The sequence below is a fragment of the Actinopolyspora mortivallis DSM 44261 genome (assembly GCF_000384035.1).
Classification (GTDB): domain Bacteria; phylum Actinomycetota; class Actinomycetes; order Mycobacteriales; family Pseudonocardiaceae; genus Actinopolyspora; species Actinopolyspora mortivallis.
Genome location: NZ_KB913024.1, coordinates 716,929 through 732,333, shown reverse-complemented (window position 1 = coordinate 732,333; position 15,405 = coordinate 716,929). Strand labels below are relative to the sequence as shown.

The 15,405-nt window shown below is 68.1% G+C and carries 12 protein-coding genes, 2 tRNA genes and 1 other RNA gene; 3 read left to right on the top strand and 12 right to left on the bottom strand.

Features of this window, described 5'->3' with window-relative positions:
- Window positions 1–29: 29 nt before the first annotated feature.
- The 8 genes from nhaA to ACTMO_RS0103580 all read right to left on the bottom strand — a co-directional run bounded on the left by nhaA (window position 30) and on the right by ACTMO_RS0103580 (window position 7,365).
- Window positions 30–1,292, bottom strand: a complete 1,263-nt coding sequence (gene nhaA / locus ACTMO_RS0103610; protein ID WP_026448840.1) for a Na+/H+ antiporter NhaA — start codon at window positions 1,290–1,292, stop codon at window positions 30–32.
- A 224-nt stretch (window positions 1,293–1,516) separates the two neighbouring features.
- Window positions 1,517–2,533, bottom strand: coding sequence for a cation diffusion facilitator family transporter (locus ACTMO_RS0103605; protein ID WP_019853298.1), 1,017 nt, complete (start codon window positions 2,531–2,533; stop codon window positions 1,517–1,519).
- 274 nt (window positions 2,534–2,807) lie between these two features.
- Window positions 2,808–3,179, bottom strand: a transfer-messenger RNA (tmRNA) gene (ssrA, locus tag ACTMO_RS22225).
- A gap of 166 nt (window positions 3,180–3,345) precedes the next feature.
- Window positions 3,346–3,822, bottom strand: a complete 477-nt coding sequence (gene smpB / locus ACTMO_RS0103600; protein WP_019853297.1) for an SsrA-binding protein SmpB — start codon at window positions 3,820–3,822, stop codon at window positions 3,346–3,348.
- A gap of 129 nt (window positions 3,823–3,951) precedes the next feature.
- On the bottom strand, window positions 3,952–4,854 hold the full coding sequence (gene ftsX, locus ACTMO_RS0103595) for a permease-like cell division protein FtsX (RefSeq protein WP_019853296.1): 903 nt from the start codon (window positions 4,852–4,854) through the stop codon (window positions 3,952–3,954).
- A gap of 80 nt (window positions 4,855–4,934) precedes the next feature.
- Window positions 4,935–5,624: a cell division ATP-binding protein FtsE gene (gene ftsE, locus ACTMO_RS0103590; RefSeq protein ID WP_019853295.1), complete on the bottom strand. Its 690-nt coding sequence runs from the start codon at window positions 5,622–5,624 to the stop codon at window positions 4,935–4,937.
- Window positions 5,625–5,739: 115 nt separating this feature from the next.
- A complete protein-coding gene (prfB, locus tag ACTMO_RS0103585; protein ID WP_019853294.1) occupies window positions 5,740–6,858 on the bottom strand; it encodes a peptide chain release factor 2 in 1,119 nt (372 codons plus the stop codon).
- Between the two features lie 66 nt (window positions 6,859–6,924).
- The gene (locus ACTMO_RS0103580; protein ID WP_019853293.1) at window positions 6,925–7,365 is read right to left on the bottom strand and encodes a helix-turn-helix transcriptional regulator; all 441 of its coding nucleotides are present in this window, start codon (window positions 7,363–7,365) and stop codon (window positions 6,925–6,927) included.
- Between the two features lie 414 nt (window positions 7,366–7,779).
- Here ACTMO_RS0103580 and ACTMO_RS0103575 point away from each other — a divergent pair, with 414 nt between their 5' ends.
- Window positions 7,780–7,992 (top strand): hypothetical protein, encoded by a 213-nt coding sequence (locus tag ACTMO_RS0103575; RefSeq protein WP_019853292.1) that lies wholly within the window; start codon window positions 7,780–7,782, stop codon window positions 7,990–7,992.
- 153 nt (window positions 7,993–8,145) lie between these two features.
- On the opposite strand, the gene ACTMO_RS0103570 is transcribed toward ACTMO_RS0103575, so the two are convergent.
- From ACTMO_RS0103570 to ACTMO_RS0103560, 3 genes are all read right to left on the bottom strand, one after another.
- Window positions 8,146–8,222: transfer RNA gene (locus tag ACTMO_RS0103570), tRNA-Met, on the bottom strand.
- 204 nt (window positions 8,223–8,426) lie between these two features.
- Window positions 8,427–8,503, bottom strand: a tRNA-Met gene (locus tag ACTMO_RS0103565).
- A 113-nt stretch (window positions 8,504–8,616) separates the two neighbouring features.
- Window positions 8,617–11,568 carry a UPF0182 family protein gene (locus ACTMO_RS0103560; RefSeq protein WP_019853291.1) on the bottom strand — a complete coding sequence of 984 codons (2,952 nt, stop codon included), beginning with the start codon at window positions 11,566–11,568 and terminating at the stop codon, window positions 8,617–8,619.
- Between the two features lie 220 nt (window positions 11,569–11,788).
- Between ACTMO_RS0103560 and ACTMO_RS0103555 the strand changes: the two genes are divergently transcribed.
- Window positions 11,789–12,358: a PPA1309 family protein gene (locus ACTMO_RS0103555; RefSeq protein WP_019853290.1), complete on the top strand. Its 570-nt coding sequence runs from the start codon at window positions 11,789–11,791 to the stop codon at window positions 12,356–12,358.
- 84 nt (window positions 12,359–12,442) lie between these two features.
- Here the strand turns inward: ACTMO_RS0103555 and ACTMO_RS0103550 are convergent, their stop codons facing one another.
- Window positions 12,443–13,468, bottom strand: a complete 1,026-nt coding sequence (locus ACTMO_RS0103550; protein WP_019853289.1) for a YlbL family protein — start codon at window positions 13,466–13,468, stop codon at window positions 12,443–12,445.
- A gap of 317 nt (window positions 13,469–13,785) precedes the next feature.
- Between ACTMO_RS0103550 and ACTMO_RS0103545 the strand changes: the two genes are divergently transcribed.
- Entirely contained in the window at window positions 13,786–15,261 is a 1,476-nt protein-coding gene (locus tag ACTMO_RS0103545; protein WP_033401678.1) for a zinc-dependent metalloprotease, read from the top strand.
- Window positions 15,262–15,405 lie beyond the last annotated feature (144 nt).

Here is a 15,405-nt window from a genome sequence, read left to right as displayed (position 1 = left end):
TAGCGCACGGAAACCGAATGAGAGTCCGGTCACCCGGCCCGTCGTTCGTGTCCGGCACGGCGATGGGCGCGGTTGCGCAGTGCCAGCACCACCGAGGCACACAGTGCCGCGAGCAACGATCCCATGAGCACGGCCACCTTGACGTACTCGGCACGTTCCCCGGAGGTGCCGAACGCGAGCTCACCGATCAGCAGCGAGACCGTGAATCCGATGCCCGCCAGCAGGGAGACCCCCACAAGATCCCACCAGGACAGATCCGAGTCGAGCTGCGCCCGGGTGAACTTGGCCATCACGAAGGTCGACCCGAAGATACCGACCACCTTGCCGAGCACGAGCCCGGCCATCACGGCGGGCACCACGGGATCGGAGAGCGCGGCTCCGATGCCGCCGTCCCGGAGGGAGACCCCCGCCGCGAACAGCGCGAAAACCGGAACGGCGAGCCCCGCCGACACGGGGCGCCACCGGTGTTCCATCTGCTCGGCCGGGCCCGAGTGCTCCCCGCCACGGCCGAACACGGGCACGGTGAAGCCGAGGAGTACCCCGGCGATCGTGGCGTGCACCCCGGACTCGTGCACCAGCACCCAGGTGATCGCCCCCAGGGGCAACAGCGCCCACCACCAGAACCTGCGCAGCTGGACGAGCGCCCCGAAGGCCAGCACCGGCAGGACCGCCGCGAGCAACGGCACCGCGTGGAAGTCGTCGGTGTAGAACACCGCGATCACGGTGATGGCGAGCAGGTCGTCCACCACGGCCAGCGTCAGCAGGAAGGCCCGCAGCGCGCTCGGCAGGTGCTTGCCGATGATGGCGAGCACGGCCAGCGCGAAGGCGATGTCGGTGGCGGTGGGGATGGCCCACCCCCTCAGGGCGTCGCCACCGGCTCCGGCGGCGATGACGAGGTAGAACAGGGCCGGAACGATCATCCCGCAGACCGCGGCCACCACGGGCAGCACCGCCCTGCGTGGATTGCGCAGGTCACCGGCCACGAACTCCCGTTTGAGCTCCAGGCCCACCACGAAGAAGAAGATGGCCAGCAGGCCGTCGGAGGCCCAGTGGGCGAGGTTGAGGTCCAGTCCGAGGAAGTCCCCCTGAGGCCACGGCACGTACTCGGACACCGCCGTGTAGGAGTCTGCCCAGGGCGAGTTCGCCCAGAGCAACGCGATGACGGCGGCCACGAGCACGAGCACCCCGCCGACGGTCTCCGTGCGGAGAATGTCGGCGAGTGTGCGGCTCTCCTGGTTCGGTGTCGGAGCGAACAATCGACGCCTCTGTGTGCGTTGCCGGTCAGCAGCCATCAACAACCTCTGTTCGGATCATCACGTCCCCGTCGCCGACCAGCCTTCCCGGCACACCATTTGCCCGATTTTAATCATCCCTCCACCACCTTCCCCGCATAGCGCGGAGCGGAAGCTGCCCCCGCACCACACGTTTGTGCCTCCCTGCCCGGGAATGATGACTCACGGGCACGGAGAGGATCACCGCACGCAACACCCCCGATCCCTCGTAAGAGTGATAACTGTCACCGCACGTGGAGACTCTCGGCAGGATGCGTGTGCACCGTCGCGCCGGACAACCGGGGGAGTTCCGTGCGCAGCCTCTCCTCGGCCTCGTGGGCCACCTCGTGGGCCCGGGCCAGGGTGCTGCCGGCGGACACTGCGAGAGTCACCTCGGCGTACAACCGGTGCCCGCTCCAGCGCAGTCGTAACCCGTCCACGCCGCGCACCTCGGGATGGGAGCACAAGGTCCGGCGCGCCCGGTCCATCAGCTCGGGGGAGACCGAGTCCATCAGCCTGGCCACCACCCGCGCGGCGGCCGAGTACGTCACCAGCACGATCGCCGCGGCGATCGCCAGGCCCGCCAGCGGATCGAGCGCCGACCACCCCAGCGCGGCTCCCCCGGCGGCGAGCACCACTCCCAACGACGTCAACGAATCGGTACGGGCGTGCATCCCGTCCGCCACCAGGGCGGCGGAACCGATCCTCCGTCCGGTGTGGATCCGCACCCGCGCGGCCACCTCGTTGCCGAGGAACCCCACCACCCCGGCCGCGGCCACGACCAGCGGACTGTCCACGGAGTGGGGGACGAACAACGCCTCCACCGAGGAGGCCAGGGCCACCACCACCGAGGCCACCATGACGAGCACCACGACCAGCCCGGCCAGATCCTCGGCCCGGCCGTAGCCGTAGGGGAACCGCTTCGTGGCCGGGCGCCGGTCCAGCAGGAAAGCCAGCCCCAGCGGAACGGCGGTCAACGCGTCCACCGTGTTGTGCAGAGTGTCCGAGAGCAGCGCCACCGAACCGGCCAGGGACAGCACGGCTGCCTGCCCGAGCGCCGTGGCACCGAGCACCAGCAGTGAGATCCACAGTGCCCGGATCCCCGACCGGCTGTCCTCCAGCACCCGGTCGACGCGCTCGGCCGCGTCGTGCTCGTGCGGAACGAACGAGTGCACCAGCGAACGCGGCAGCCCCCTCGGTCCGGTGTTCCGTCCAGAACGGTGCGGGTGTCGGTGACCGTGTCGGGAACCGAACACGCCCATGGCCGATCCCTCCAGCACACGCGGTGTTGCGAGCGCTCGGCATTGTAGGTGCCCACAGGTGCCCGCGACGACGTCGCAACAACAGGACAGCGGCGACAGTCGGCGGGAGCGGATCACGTGTGGGGCGGGTGCGGCGCTCATCCGCCGGGGACCGACGCACGGAAGTCCGGGGGACGAGGCGGGGCTGGGCGCTACCGAAGGGCTGGCCACGAAAAAGGGTCGCTCCCGCCTGGCGGCGGAAGCGACCCCGAAACGGTTCGTAGTGCGATCACATCGGTGGAGGTGCCGGGATTCGAACCCGGGTCCTCTGTCGCCTCACCAAGGCTTCTCCGTGCGCAGTCCGCTGTGTCTCTACTCGGCTTCACCGGTCACGCGGACAAGCCGGTGTGACAAGCCCAGTCGCTGTGGGATGTCCCGCTGAACCCCGCGACCGGATTCAGCGGTGAGTCTCCTCGCTGATGCCGGGGTCCGGGTCGGAGACGCACCCGGTCCGACAGAGTCGCTACTCGCTCATGCGGCGAGAGCGAACTCGCGCTGACTCTTGTTGTCGGCGCTTGTTGGTTCACGGCGACGCTTTCGGTGGTCTCCCGCCTGCACCGGCACGCTTCCCTTGGCTCAACGGCCAGAGTCGAAACCGTTCACCCCCTTGTTCCGTTTTCCAACAGCACGGCGTCCGTTGCTACGCCCTCGTCCATCATAACGTCCCGGACGCCGGGGATCATTCCCGGATCCGGTCACGATCCGGACTCGGAACGTGCGGACGAACCGTCATCCCCGTCAACACGCCGAGGGCGGTGTCTGTTCCGGCTGCCTCAGCGCATCCCCTTACGGTACTGCCCGATCGCACGGGCCATCTCGCGTTCGGCGTCGCGTTTGGCCATGTCCCGGCGCTTGTCGTGTGCCTTCTTCCCCCGGGCCAGGGCCAGTTCGACCTTGGCCTTGCCGTCCGAGAAGTACAACGAGAGCGGCACCAGACTCAGCCCGCTCTCCTTCGTCTTGCCCATCAACCGCTCGATCTCGTCCCGATGCAGCAGCACCTTCCGGGAACGACGCGGAGAGTGGTTCGTCCAGGTCCCCTCGGTGTACTCCGGGATGTGCATGTTCCGCAGCCACACCTCGCCGTCGTCGATCGTGGCGAACGCGTCGACCAGCGAAGCACGCCCCTGACGCAGACTCTTCACCTCGGTACCGGTCAACACGAGTCCCCCCTCGTAGGTGTCCAGCACCGTCCAGTCGTGCCGCGCCTTGCGATTGCGTGCGATCAGGCTGTGGCCACGTTCCTTCGGCATACCGCCGAGCATAGCTCCGAGGCGGCGGGGGAAACGACACGGTTCCGTACCGACGGGCGGGCACCCGAGCGCCCGTGCCCGCCTCGTTTCCGACCTGCCCGCCGGTGGCCGCGGAACCGCCGCGCGAGGTCAGATACGGACGTACAACCTCAGCGTCAGGTACCCGGTCAACCCGGAGACCACCGCCGCGACCAGCACCAGGATCGGGGAGACGAAGGCGATGTCGGCGTAGCTGACCGGCGTGAGCAGGCCCGTGCCGGACAGGGGTTTCATGAGCCCGTCGAGGAAGGCCTCCTTGATCACCACGAGCAGACCCACCGCGACCAGGGAGCCGATGATGCCCGAGACCATCGCCTCCAGCAGGAAGGGCAGCTGGGTGTACCAGCGCGAGGCACCCACCAGTCGCATGATCCCCGTTTCCGTGCGCCGGTTGAACGCGGAAAGCTGAATAGTGTTCGAGATAAGCAGCAGGGCGGCGAAGGCCTGCAACGCGGCGATCAGGAAGGTCCCGTCCCGGACGTCGTTGAGCTTGCCGACCAGGCTCCGCACGAAGTCGGACTGGTTGTCGATATTGGCGACCCCGGGGCTGTCCCCGAACTGCCGCTGGATGGCAGCCGGATCGACCGTGTCGCTGAGCTCGACCCACATGGCCGCGGGCAGCGCCTCCGGACGAGCGATCTCACGCAGTTCCGGGCGGTTGTCGAACTTCTCGATCGCCCGCTCGTACACCTGCTGACGGCTCAGGTACTTCACCGAGCGCACACCGGAGGCCCGCTCCAACTCGGCACGCAAGCCGGAGCAGGTCTGTTGCTGGCACGCGGAGTCCTCGGCACTGACCTGGTCGTTCAGATACACCACGACGTCGGCCGCCTGACGCAGCGAGTCCTGGGCCTGGTCGACCTTGCGGACCACGACCAGGCCGCTGCCCAGCAGCGTGAGCGAGATCGCCGTGGTCAGGATCATCGCGATCGTCATCGACACGTTGCGGCGAAGGCCGTTGACGACCTCGGTGGATACGAAGCTCGCGCGCATCTTGAGTCAGCTTTCGGTGCGATCTGGGAGTGGGAGGAAGTCGGGAAAGGCTTGCGGGCCGGTCACCGGACCACGGGCCCTCAGCGGCCCACGCCGTACACGCCCCGGGCGTCGTCGCGGATGACCCTGCCTTCACTGAGTTCGACGACCCGTCTGCGCATGGAGTCGACGATCGAGTGGTCGTGGGTGGCCATGATCAGCGTGGTACCGGTGCGGTTGATGCGTTCCAGCAGGAGCATGATGTCCTGACTGGTGTCCGGATCCAGGTTCCCCGTGGGCTCGTCACACATCAGCACCAGCGGGCGGTTGACGAAGGCCCGGGCTATCGCCACACGCTGCTGCTCCCCACCGGAGAGCTCCGCCGGCATCCGGTCGGCCTTGCCGTCGAGCCCGACGAGTTGCAGCACCTCCGGGACCACCTTGCGGATGGTGTGACGCGGCTTGCCGATGACCTCGAGCGCGAACGCGACGTTCTCGAAGACGGTCTTGTTGTTCAACAGGCGGAAGTCCTGGAACACGCACCCCACGCGCTGCCGCAGCTTCGGGACGCGTCTCCTCGGCAGCTTCGCCACGTTCCAGTCGGCGACGATGACCCGTCCGCGGGTGGGGACCTCCTCGCGGAGCAGCAGCTGGAGGAAGGTCGACTTCCCCGACCCGGACGGCCCGATGAGGAACACGAACTCGCCCTTGTCCACGGAGACCGACACGTCGTCGAGGGCGGGCCGCGCCAACGTCTTGTACGTCTTTGACACGTGTTCGAGCCGGATCACGGTCGGTGAGCTTACCTGGACCCCTCAGCGGAAGTGTCACTCACCCGTACCAGCCGCCGGAACCGACGCGGTGCTGCACCGTGACCGGGCGACTACCGGGACGAGTGAACAGATGTCAGCTCTGCTGTTGCTGGTCCTGCTGCTGCCTGCGCCAGCGGATCCCGGACTCCAGCAGAGCGTCGATCTGCCCCTCCAGCACGCTCTCGGGATTGCCCATCTCGTAGCCGCTGCGCAGGTCCTTGACCATCTGGTAGGGATGCAGCACGTAGGAGCGGATCTGGTTGCCCCAGCCCGAGCCGCTGCTGTCCCGGAGCGCGTCCAGCTCGGCACGCTCCTGTTCGCGCTTGCGTGCCAGCAGCTTGGCCTGCAGCACGCGCATGGCGGCGGCCTTGTTCTGCAGCTGGGACTTCTCGTTCTGGCAGGAGACCACGATGCCGGTCGGCTGGTGGGTGATCCGTACCGCCGAGTCGGTGGTGTTCACGCTCTGGCCTCCCGGCCCGGAGGAGCGGAACACGTCCACCCGGATGTCCTTCTCCGGGACCTCCACGTGGTCGGTCTCCTCGACCACCGGCAACACCTCGACCCCGGCGAACGAGGTCTGCCTGCGCCCCTGGTTGTCGAAGGGGGAGATGCGCACCAACCGGTGCGTGCCCTGTTCCACGGACAACGTCCCGTACGCGAAGGGGGTGTCCACGCGGAAAGTGGCCGACTTGATCCCGGCCTCCTCCGCGTAGGAGATGTCGTAGACCTCCACGGGGTACTCGTGCCGCTCCGCCCACCGCAGGTACATCCGCATGAGCATCTCGGCGAAGTCCGCCGCGTCGACCCCGCCGGCCTCGGCGCGGATCGTCACCATGGCTGAGCGCTCGTCGTACTCACCGGAGAGCAGGGTGCGGATCTCCAGGTCGGCCAGGTCCCGCTTGAGCTGGGTGCGCTCCTGCTCGGCCTCGGCGACGCTGGCCTTGTCGTCCTCGTCCTCCCCGAGCTGGTACAACACCTCCAGGTCCTCGAGGCGCTGCCGCAGGCCGGTGATCTTGCGCAGGTCGCTCTGCTTGTGGACGAGCTGGCTGTTGATCCGCTGGGCGTACTCGACGTCGTCCCACAGGTCGGGCCGGGCCGCTTCCTCTTCCAGCTCGGCGATCCTGGCCCGCAACGCATCGAGGTCCATCACACGCTCGATGCCCTCCAGGGTTTCGGACAGGTCCTTGAGTTCGGCGGCGACGTCGGGGTTCACGGTTACCCAGCCTACTTCACACGCTCACGGCCGCCGACGTGGACCGGTCCCGCCCCAACCCGCGGGTCACTCGGGGATGGCGTCCAACATCTTGATGACCGCGCGGTTGTGCGCGACCGAGAAATCGGCGGCGGCCTTCTCGTACGGGTCCTCGGCCACCTTGGCCGCGCTCTTGGCCTCGTTGAGCTTCTCAACGTACTGCTCGCGGGCCGAGGCTACCAGATGGGCACGCTGCTTGGAGGTGAGCATGCCCGCGTAGCGCAGCCGCAGCAGCAGTGGACTCCGCACGTTGTCCGGGCCGGGTTCGGTGTTCAGCCACGACTTGAAGGCCCGTTTGCCGGCCGCCGTGATGATGTACTGCTGGCTGGAGCGCGGGCCCTGTTTCCCGAGACGCAGCATCCCCGCCTCGGCCAAGGCGGGCAGTTCCCGGTACACCTGGCTCCTGGTGACACTGAAGAAACCGCTGAACCGTTCGGTGGCTGCGGCCACCAGTTGTCCACCGGTCATCGGCCCTTCGTGAAGGAGCCCCAACAAGGCCGCGGAAGTTGCATTCAGGTCGGTCACGGCCCCTACGGTGCCACGATGCGCATATGGTGTCCACATTGGCCGTATGGCGTGTCCGTGAGCTGCGGGGTCGGAAGGGGTCGTTTCGAACACACAGCGCATCCACGAGGTGGCATCGGACAGACAAGTCGAGCACGATTCGTCTCCACCGCGAGGTCACCTCCGGAAAAGAGTCGGTTCGTACACTCACCGTCCGCCGAACAGGGATGATTTCTCCCCCAAAAGAGGGAATTCTTGGCAGAACACTGTGGAGATCCTTGTATTAAGGGCACCCTTCACAGTGGCCGCCCGCCAAGCGCGGCCGGACACCAGGACGGGTTCGTGCCCACCAACCCGCCGGGAAAGGGAGGTAGCACCGTGCATCGCAGTCTGTTGCGGACCAAACTCGCCGAGAGCCGGAGCAAGGTGACCAACCGCGTCACCCAGCGTGCGAAATCACTGGTGCCGATCCAGGTGGACTCCCCGCACAACTGCATCGTGTGTGGCCGCAAGATGCGGTCATGGCGCGGCGGAGGCGGTGACGGACGGGTCTGCTCTCCGAACTGCGCACGCAAGTGGGCCGACAGCTGAGTTCCGCTTTCGTCCGAGCGTTCCGGAAAAGGATTTCCCGGCCCGATCCCTCCCCGCTGTCGGGCCGGGTAGGACCTCGCCCCGGTACGGCCGGGACACCACGGACTCGGCCGAACGAGAAGCGGGCCCCGGGAGTACTCCCGGGGCCCGTCCTGGTAGCGGGGACAGGATTCGAACCTGTGACCTCTGGGTTATGAGCCCAGCGAGCTACCGAACTGCTCCACCCCGCGTCGTTTTCCGTTGTGGCTATACCGTAGCACCGCCCCGCACCCCCACCCACAAGGGGGGTGGGCACCCGTCCGAGGCGGCCCCTCGACCGGAGTGATCCCCGCCGGGCCCGAACGACGCCCCGATCCCACGGCACCCCCGGAGAGCCTCCGGCGGCGGAGCCCGGCAACGAAAACCCCCTCCAGGCAGTCCTGGAGGGGGTCGTGTGGTAGCGGGGACAGGATTCGAACCTGTGACCTCTGGGTTATGAGCCCAGCGAGCTACCGAACTGCTCCACCCCGCGTCGTTTTCCGTTGTGGCTATACCGTAGCACCGCCCCGCACCCCCACCCACAAGGGGGGGGTGGGCACCGCCGGACCGCGGGCGCGGGGACGAGCCCGCGCCCGCGGTGACGGATCAGTTTCCGCCGGTCACCCGCTCGTAGCGGTTCATGGCCTCCTCCAGGCGTTGGAAGGCCGAACCGAGCTCACCCAGGTTCCCCGACTGTTGGGCAGAACGGACCTGTTCGAGAGCGGCCTGCAGTTCCCGCACGGCCTGATCGACCTCGGGACTCTGGCCACCCTGCTGGTCGCCACCCTGTTGGCCCTCGTCCTGTTGTCCGTCGCCCTGCTGCTGGTCCTGACCGCCCTGGTCACCGCCCTGCTGCTGACCGTCACCCTGCTGGTCGCCCTCGTCCTCGGCGGTCTGGGCGTTCCTGCCCGCTCCCTCACCGAAGATCTGCTCCAGCGACTCCTGCAACGTGTCGGCGTAGCCGACCCTGTCGCCGTAGGAGGTCAGCACCCGGGCGAGCTGCGGGTAGGAGTCCTCGCTGTTCGGCCGGATGTAGATCGGCTCCACGTAGAGCATCCCGCCCTTGACCGGCAGGGTCAGCAGGTTACCGAACATCGCCCGCACACCGGGGTTGTCGAACAACGTCCGGTCCTCGGTGACCTTCGGAGTGGACTCCATCTTCCGCTGTACCTGACCCGGACCCAGCGTCTGGTTGTCCGTGGGCAGCTCCAGCACCGTCAGCTCACCGTAGTTCTCCGGGTCGGAGGAGGCCGAGATCCACGCGGAGAGGTTCTGCCGCTCCAGCGGGGTCATCGCGCTGGTCAGCTGGAAGGTCGGCTCGTCCTGCGTGGGGGCCTGCGCGATCACGTAGAACGGGGGCTGCTTCTCACCCGGACCGCCGCGTTGGCTCTCGTTCGGGTCGTTGGGAACCTCCCAGAAACCACGGGTGGCGTAGAAGTCACCCGGATTGTCCACGTGGTAGCGCGCCAGCAGCTGGCGTTGGACCTTGAACAGGTCGGCCGGATAGCGGAAGTGCTGGCGCAGTTCGTCGCTGATCTCGCTCTTCGGTTTGACCACGCCGGGGAAGACGCCCTTCCACGCCTCCAGCACCGGGTCCTTCTCCCCGAACTCGTACAGCGTCACCTCGCCGGTGTAGGCGTCCACGGTGGCCTTGACCGAGTTGCGGATGTAGTTGATCTGCTGGTTCGGCTGGGCGGGATCACTGGTGGAGTCGCTGGTGGCTCCACCGAAGGAGGTCAACGTGGAGTACGGGTAGTTGTCCAGCGTGGTGTAGCCGTCCACGATCCAGGTGATCCGCCCGTCGACCACGGCCGGGTAGGGATCGCCGTCCAGTTTCAGCCACGGTGCGACCTTCTGCACCCGCTCGCGCGGGTTGCGGTCGAACATGATCTTCGAGTTGGATCCGATGTTCTGGTTGAACAGGATGTTGCGCTGTCCGTAGTGCGCCGCGAACACGGCCCTGTTGAACCAGTTGCCGATGGCGACCCCGCCGTCACCCTGATAGGTGTACCGGGAGTTCTGCGTGTCGTACTCCCTCGGCTGCTCCCCCGGCTCGGCGCCGACGATGGCGTAGTCGCGGTTGAGCTCACCGTAGTAGACGCGGGGCTGCTCGACCGGGATCTCACCCTGGCCGTCGTTGGCCACGTCGCTCATGGAAAAGACCGGGTAGGCGCCGGTTTCGTCTCCCTCACCAGGAACGGTGTTCACCCGGTCGGCCGGGGCGGTGACGAAACCGTTGCCGTGGGTGTAGACCATGTGGCGGTTGATCCAGGACCGCTGGTTGTCCGCGAGCCCGTCGGTGTTGATGCCGCGCACGGCCACCAGGTAGTCCTGCAGATTCCCGTTCTCGTCACGGTAGCGGTCGATGTCCAACTCCTTCGGGAACCCGTAGAAGTTGAACTGCTGTTCCAACTGGGTGAAGGTCTCGGACAAAAGACTCGGGTCGAGCAACCGCACGTTGGAGATCGTTCCGGTGTCCTGGGCGACCTCCTCGGGGGTGACCTCCTCCCCGCTGCCGAAGTTCTCCTGGACGTTGATCTTGTCGTCGGTGATGCCGAAGGCCTGCTTGGTGGCGGCCATGTTCCGCTCGATCGAGGTGGACTCGCGCTCGTTGGCGTTCGGCTCCACCGAGAACTGCTGCAGCAGAGCCGGCCACAGGGCCCCGATGACGAGGCTGGACAGCACCAACAGCACCGTGGCCAGCGCGGGAATCTGCAGGTTGCGCAGGAAGATCACCGCGAAGAAGGCCAGGGCGCAGATCACCGAGATGCACAGCAGGATGACCTTCGCCGGCATCACGGCGTTGAGGTCGGTGTAGCTGGCACCGGTGAACAGCTCGCTGCGCTGGGACAACAGCAGGTCCCAGCGGTCGAAGAAGAAGTCGACCGCCTTGAGCAGCACGAAGATCCCGGCCAGTACGGCCAGCTGGATCCGGGCCGCCTGCGAGATCTGCCCCGAGCGCCCGGCGAGCTTGATGCCGCCGAAGACGTAGTGCGTGGCCAGCGCCGCGAAGAAGGACAGCGTGACCGCGACGAACGCCCAGGCCAGCAGCCACCGGAAGAACGGCAGCTGGAAGACGTAGAGACCGATGTCGTGGCCGAACACCGGGTCCTCGGTGCCGAAGGGCTGCCTGTTCAGGAACAGCTGCACCATCCGCCAGTCGCCGGTGGCGGCCAGTCCTCCGATCGCGCCCACCGCGACCGGGATCCCGATGCCGAACCACTTGGAACGCTGGGTGATCACGGTCCGGTAGCGGGCCAGTGGGTCGTCCTGGCCGCTGAGCGGCACGAACACCGGACGCGTCCTGTACGCGAGCCAGAGGTTCAGCGCCAGCACGCCTCCGAGGAAAACCCCCGCGCAGACGAACAGCGTGATCCGGGTCAGCACGATCGTGGTGAAGATCCCCCGGTAGCCCACACCGCCGAACCACAACCAATTGACATAGGTCCCGATCAGCCGTGATCCGACGATCAGCGCTACCAGCACCACCGCGCCCAGGATCAGAAGGATCCGGCTGCGCCGGGACAGTTTGGGTACTCCTACCGGCCTTGTGGCCACAGCGCACTCTCCTGGTGACGATCCGCGGTCAACGGGAACGGGTCACGGCAAGTGTCCCGGACTCCCGTGCGGTCAACTCTACGACCTTGTTCACCGTGTGGGGACGGTACCCATCAATTCGCCCGAAACGGACATCGCCCTCGCCACTCGACGGCCCGCCCGGTGGGAGGGCGCTCCCCTGCCGTACGAGAGATCCCGGAAACGGTGCGAGGATGGACCAATGGCCTCCGCTATCACCGACGAAATGATCACGGCGTTGCCCGCGGTCACGCGGGAGATCGAACAGTTCGCCGCCTCGGAGGGCTGGGACCGACCCGCCCGCATGTTCGCGCTGGTCGACACGGCGGAACTGCTCGAAGCCGAACCGAGCCTGGCCGAGCGACTCAACCAGAGCTCCCCCCTCACCCCCGTGGCCCAGGACGAGCTGCCCAGCCAGGACCTGAGCGAAGCGCTCGCCGGGATCAGTTGGCCGGAGCGGGTGCTCGGCTGCGCCCTGGTGCAGGAGATCCTGGTACTGCCGCCCCAGGCGGAGCAGGAACTGCCCGCCGAGGACTCGGCGGCACGGGCCACGGCCGCCGAGCACCCCGAGCGCCGCGAGGCACGGCTGGTGGCCGCCGTACTGCGCAGCGGAACCCAGACCTGTGTGCTGCGACTACGGCAGAACTCGCCGACGGATCCCACCGCGGAGGGTTTCGACGGCGACCCGGACGCCGAGGAGGGAGAGCTGGTGGAGGACAGCGCGCTGGCTCCGAACCTGCTCAACGCCCTGCACGCCACCTTCGAGGACTGAGGGTTCCGCTCCCCGGTGCCCCGTGCCGGAGGTCCGGGCGAGTCCCGCCCGTTCTCGGTGGCCGCGGGGCCCGGTGCGGAGTGGTCAGCAGCCCGGCGGGGTCTCGCCCGCCGCGATCGCCTCCAGCGCCTCGACCGCGTCCCGCAGGGTGCTCACCTTCACGAGCCGCAGTCCTTCCGGGGCCTGGGACTCGGCCGTCGCGCAGTTGCCCGCCGGAGTGAGGAAGTACCGGGCACCCGCCTGGTGAGCGCGGATCATCTTGAAGCCGATGCCGCCGATGCGTCCCACCTGCCCGGTGGGGGAGATCTCACCGGTGCCGGCCACGAACTTCCCCCCGTTCAGCTCACCGGGGGTGAGTTTGTCGACCACGGCGAGGGAGAACATCAACCCCGCCGACGGGCCTCCCACGTCGGGCAGGCGGATGTCGATGTCGAAGTCCACGTCCGGTCGCAGGGTCGGCTGGACCCCGAGGAAGCCCCGCTCCGGCTTGTCGGGGTGGTCGGCGAGCTCGAACTCGGTCCGCCGCGGCGGCTCGTCCTCGTGGCGGAACTCCACGGTCACCGTCTGCCCCGGTTCGGTGTCGGAGAGCGCCCGCACCAGCGAGTCGGGGTCGCTGAGTGACTCGCCCCGCGCGGAGATGAGTTCGTCGCCCGGGGCGATGACCCCGTCGGCCGGGGATCCGGACAACACCTTCCCGGCCACGAGTTTCGTGGGGTAGTCGAGCTGCCTCAGCGCTGCGGTCTCCGCCGCGGTCTGGGAGCTGCGGAAGGCACGGGTGTTGGTCCGTTCCACCTGTTCCTCGGTCTTGTCCGGGGGGAAGTACAGCTCGCGGGGGGCCAGCGCGTGGTTGCCGCTCATCCAGAAACCCAGGGCGTTGAACACGGACAGTCGGTCGGTGACCGAGACGGTGGTCATGTTCAGGTGCCCTCCGGTGGGGAAGGTCTCGGTGCCCTCGATGCGCACCACTTCCCTGCCCTCGTACGTTCCGAGGGTGTCGTGGGTCGGGCCGGGGCCCAGCGCCACGTAGGGCACGGGAACGAAAGCTCCGACCAGCCCGAAGACCATGACCAGGAAGGCACTCGTCAGCAGGGTCCAGCTTCGGCGACTCACAACAGGACACCCTACGGGTTGGCACGCCCCGATCCGGAGGGCGACCTGCCGCCCCGCCCGGGATGTCGGTTCCGTACGTTCCACCCCGCCTTTCCTCGAAAGGAGGATCGGTGGCAGCGCTGTTCGAGCAGAGCGAACAGCTTTCCGCTCCACCGGGGGACGGAACGGAGAGCACCAGGACACAGCGGCGTCGCGGCGTGCACCCCGCTGCCGGCCACTCCACGCGGACCCGGTGGGGTTCCGGTGGGCCCGCCTCGGAGCGCGAGGGCGCCCCGGCGCTCCTACAGTCCACCGCCGGTTCCGCGTACGCTGGAACCATGAGTGATGTGCCCTTCGGGTTCGGCCCCCAGGATCCCAACAACGAGGAGCCCGACGACCGCGACAAGGGTGGGTCATCGGGCGAGAACTCCGGGGGCGGCACCGGATTCTCCGGAGGAGCGGGTTTCTTCCCCGGCTTCGGCGGGATGCCCGGCCCCGGGGGCATTCCGGGCTCGGGTGCTACGCCGAACTTCGACATCGGCGCGCTCGGCCAGATGCTGACCCAGCTCGGGCAGGCTCTCAGCCAGTCCTCGAGCGGCACCACGGGACCGGTCAACTACGACCTGGCCAAACAACTGGCGCACCAACAGCTGCGCAGCGACGAACGACCGACGCAGCAGCAGACCACCGCCGTCGAGGACGGGGTCCGGCTGGCCGAGCTCTGGCTGGACCCGAACACCTCCTTCCCCACCGGAACGCACACCGTGCAGGTCTGGTCCCCGGGGGACTGGGTGAACAAGACCCTGCCCGTCTGGCAACGCCTGTGCGACCCGGTCGCCCAGCGGGTCTCCGAGGCGTGGTTGGAGGCGCTGCCGCAGGAGGCCAAGCAGGCCGCGGGCCCCCTCGTGTCCATGCTCGGCCAGATGGGCGGGCTGACCTTCGGTTCCCAGCTGGGGAACGGACTGGGGCAACTGGCCGGCGAGGTGCTCACCTCGACCGACGTCGGACTGCCACTCGGCCCGGACGGAACGGCCGCGCTGCTGCCCGCCAACGTCGAGAGCTTCGGCTCCGGGCTGGACCGTCCCGCCAGTGAGATCACCGTCTTCCTCGCGGCACGGGAAGCCGCCCACCACCGTCTGTTCAGCCACGTCTCCTGGCTCCGTCAGCAGCTGCTGGCCGCGGTGGAGGAGTACGCCCGGGGCATCCAGATCGACACTTCCTCGTTGGAGGACCTGGCGAGCAAGGTCGACCCGAGCGACCCGAGTTCGATGCAGGAGCTGATGAACTCCGGGATGCTCGAACCCCGTACGACCGAGAGCCAGCAGGCCGCGCTCGGACGACTGGAGAACCTGCTCGCGCTCGTGGAGGGCTGGGTGGACGTGGTCGTGGCCGATGCCGTGGGGGACCGGCTTCCCGGTGCCGAGGCGCTGGGGGAGACCATCCGGCGCAGGCGGGCCAGTGGCGGTCCGGCCGAACAGACCTTCGCGACGCTGGTGGGGTTGCAGCTACGTCCGCGCAGGCTGCGCGCGGCGGCCTCGCTGTGGCGGATCCTGACCGAGCGGCACGGGGTCACCAGCCGCGACCGGGTCTGGGACCACCCCGACCTGTTGCCCGACGCCTCCGATCTCGACGAGCCGCTGGACTTCGCCGAACGCTGGGGTGGCGGCAACGAGGACCTCGACGACCCCATCGCGGCCATCCGGCGTGCCGAGGCCGAGGAGAGTGGCCACGGGGACGGCTCCGACTCCGGTGAGGAGGACGCGGGCCGCGGTGACGACGACGAGGACTCCGGTTCCTCCGACAACGGTCGCTGAGCGCGCGAGCGGCCCGGTTCCCGGCCGCGGTCCCGGCGGCCCGTCCGTGTTCCGCCCAGGAGGTCCCGTGGAGTCTGACCACCGGCCCCGCCCGGGGCCGGTGTTGGCCCCGCTCGACCGGTGACACGGGGTCCTCGGGACGGG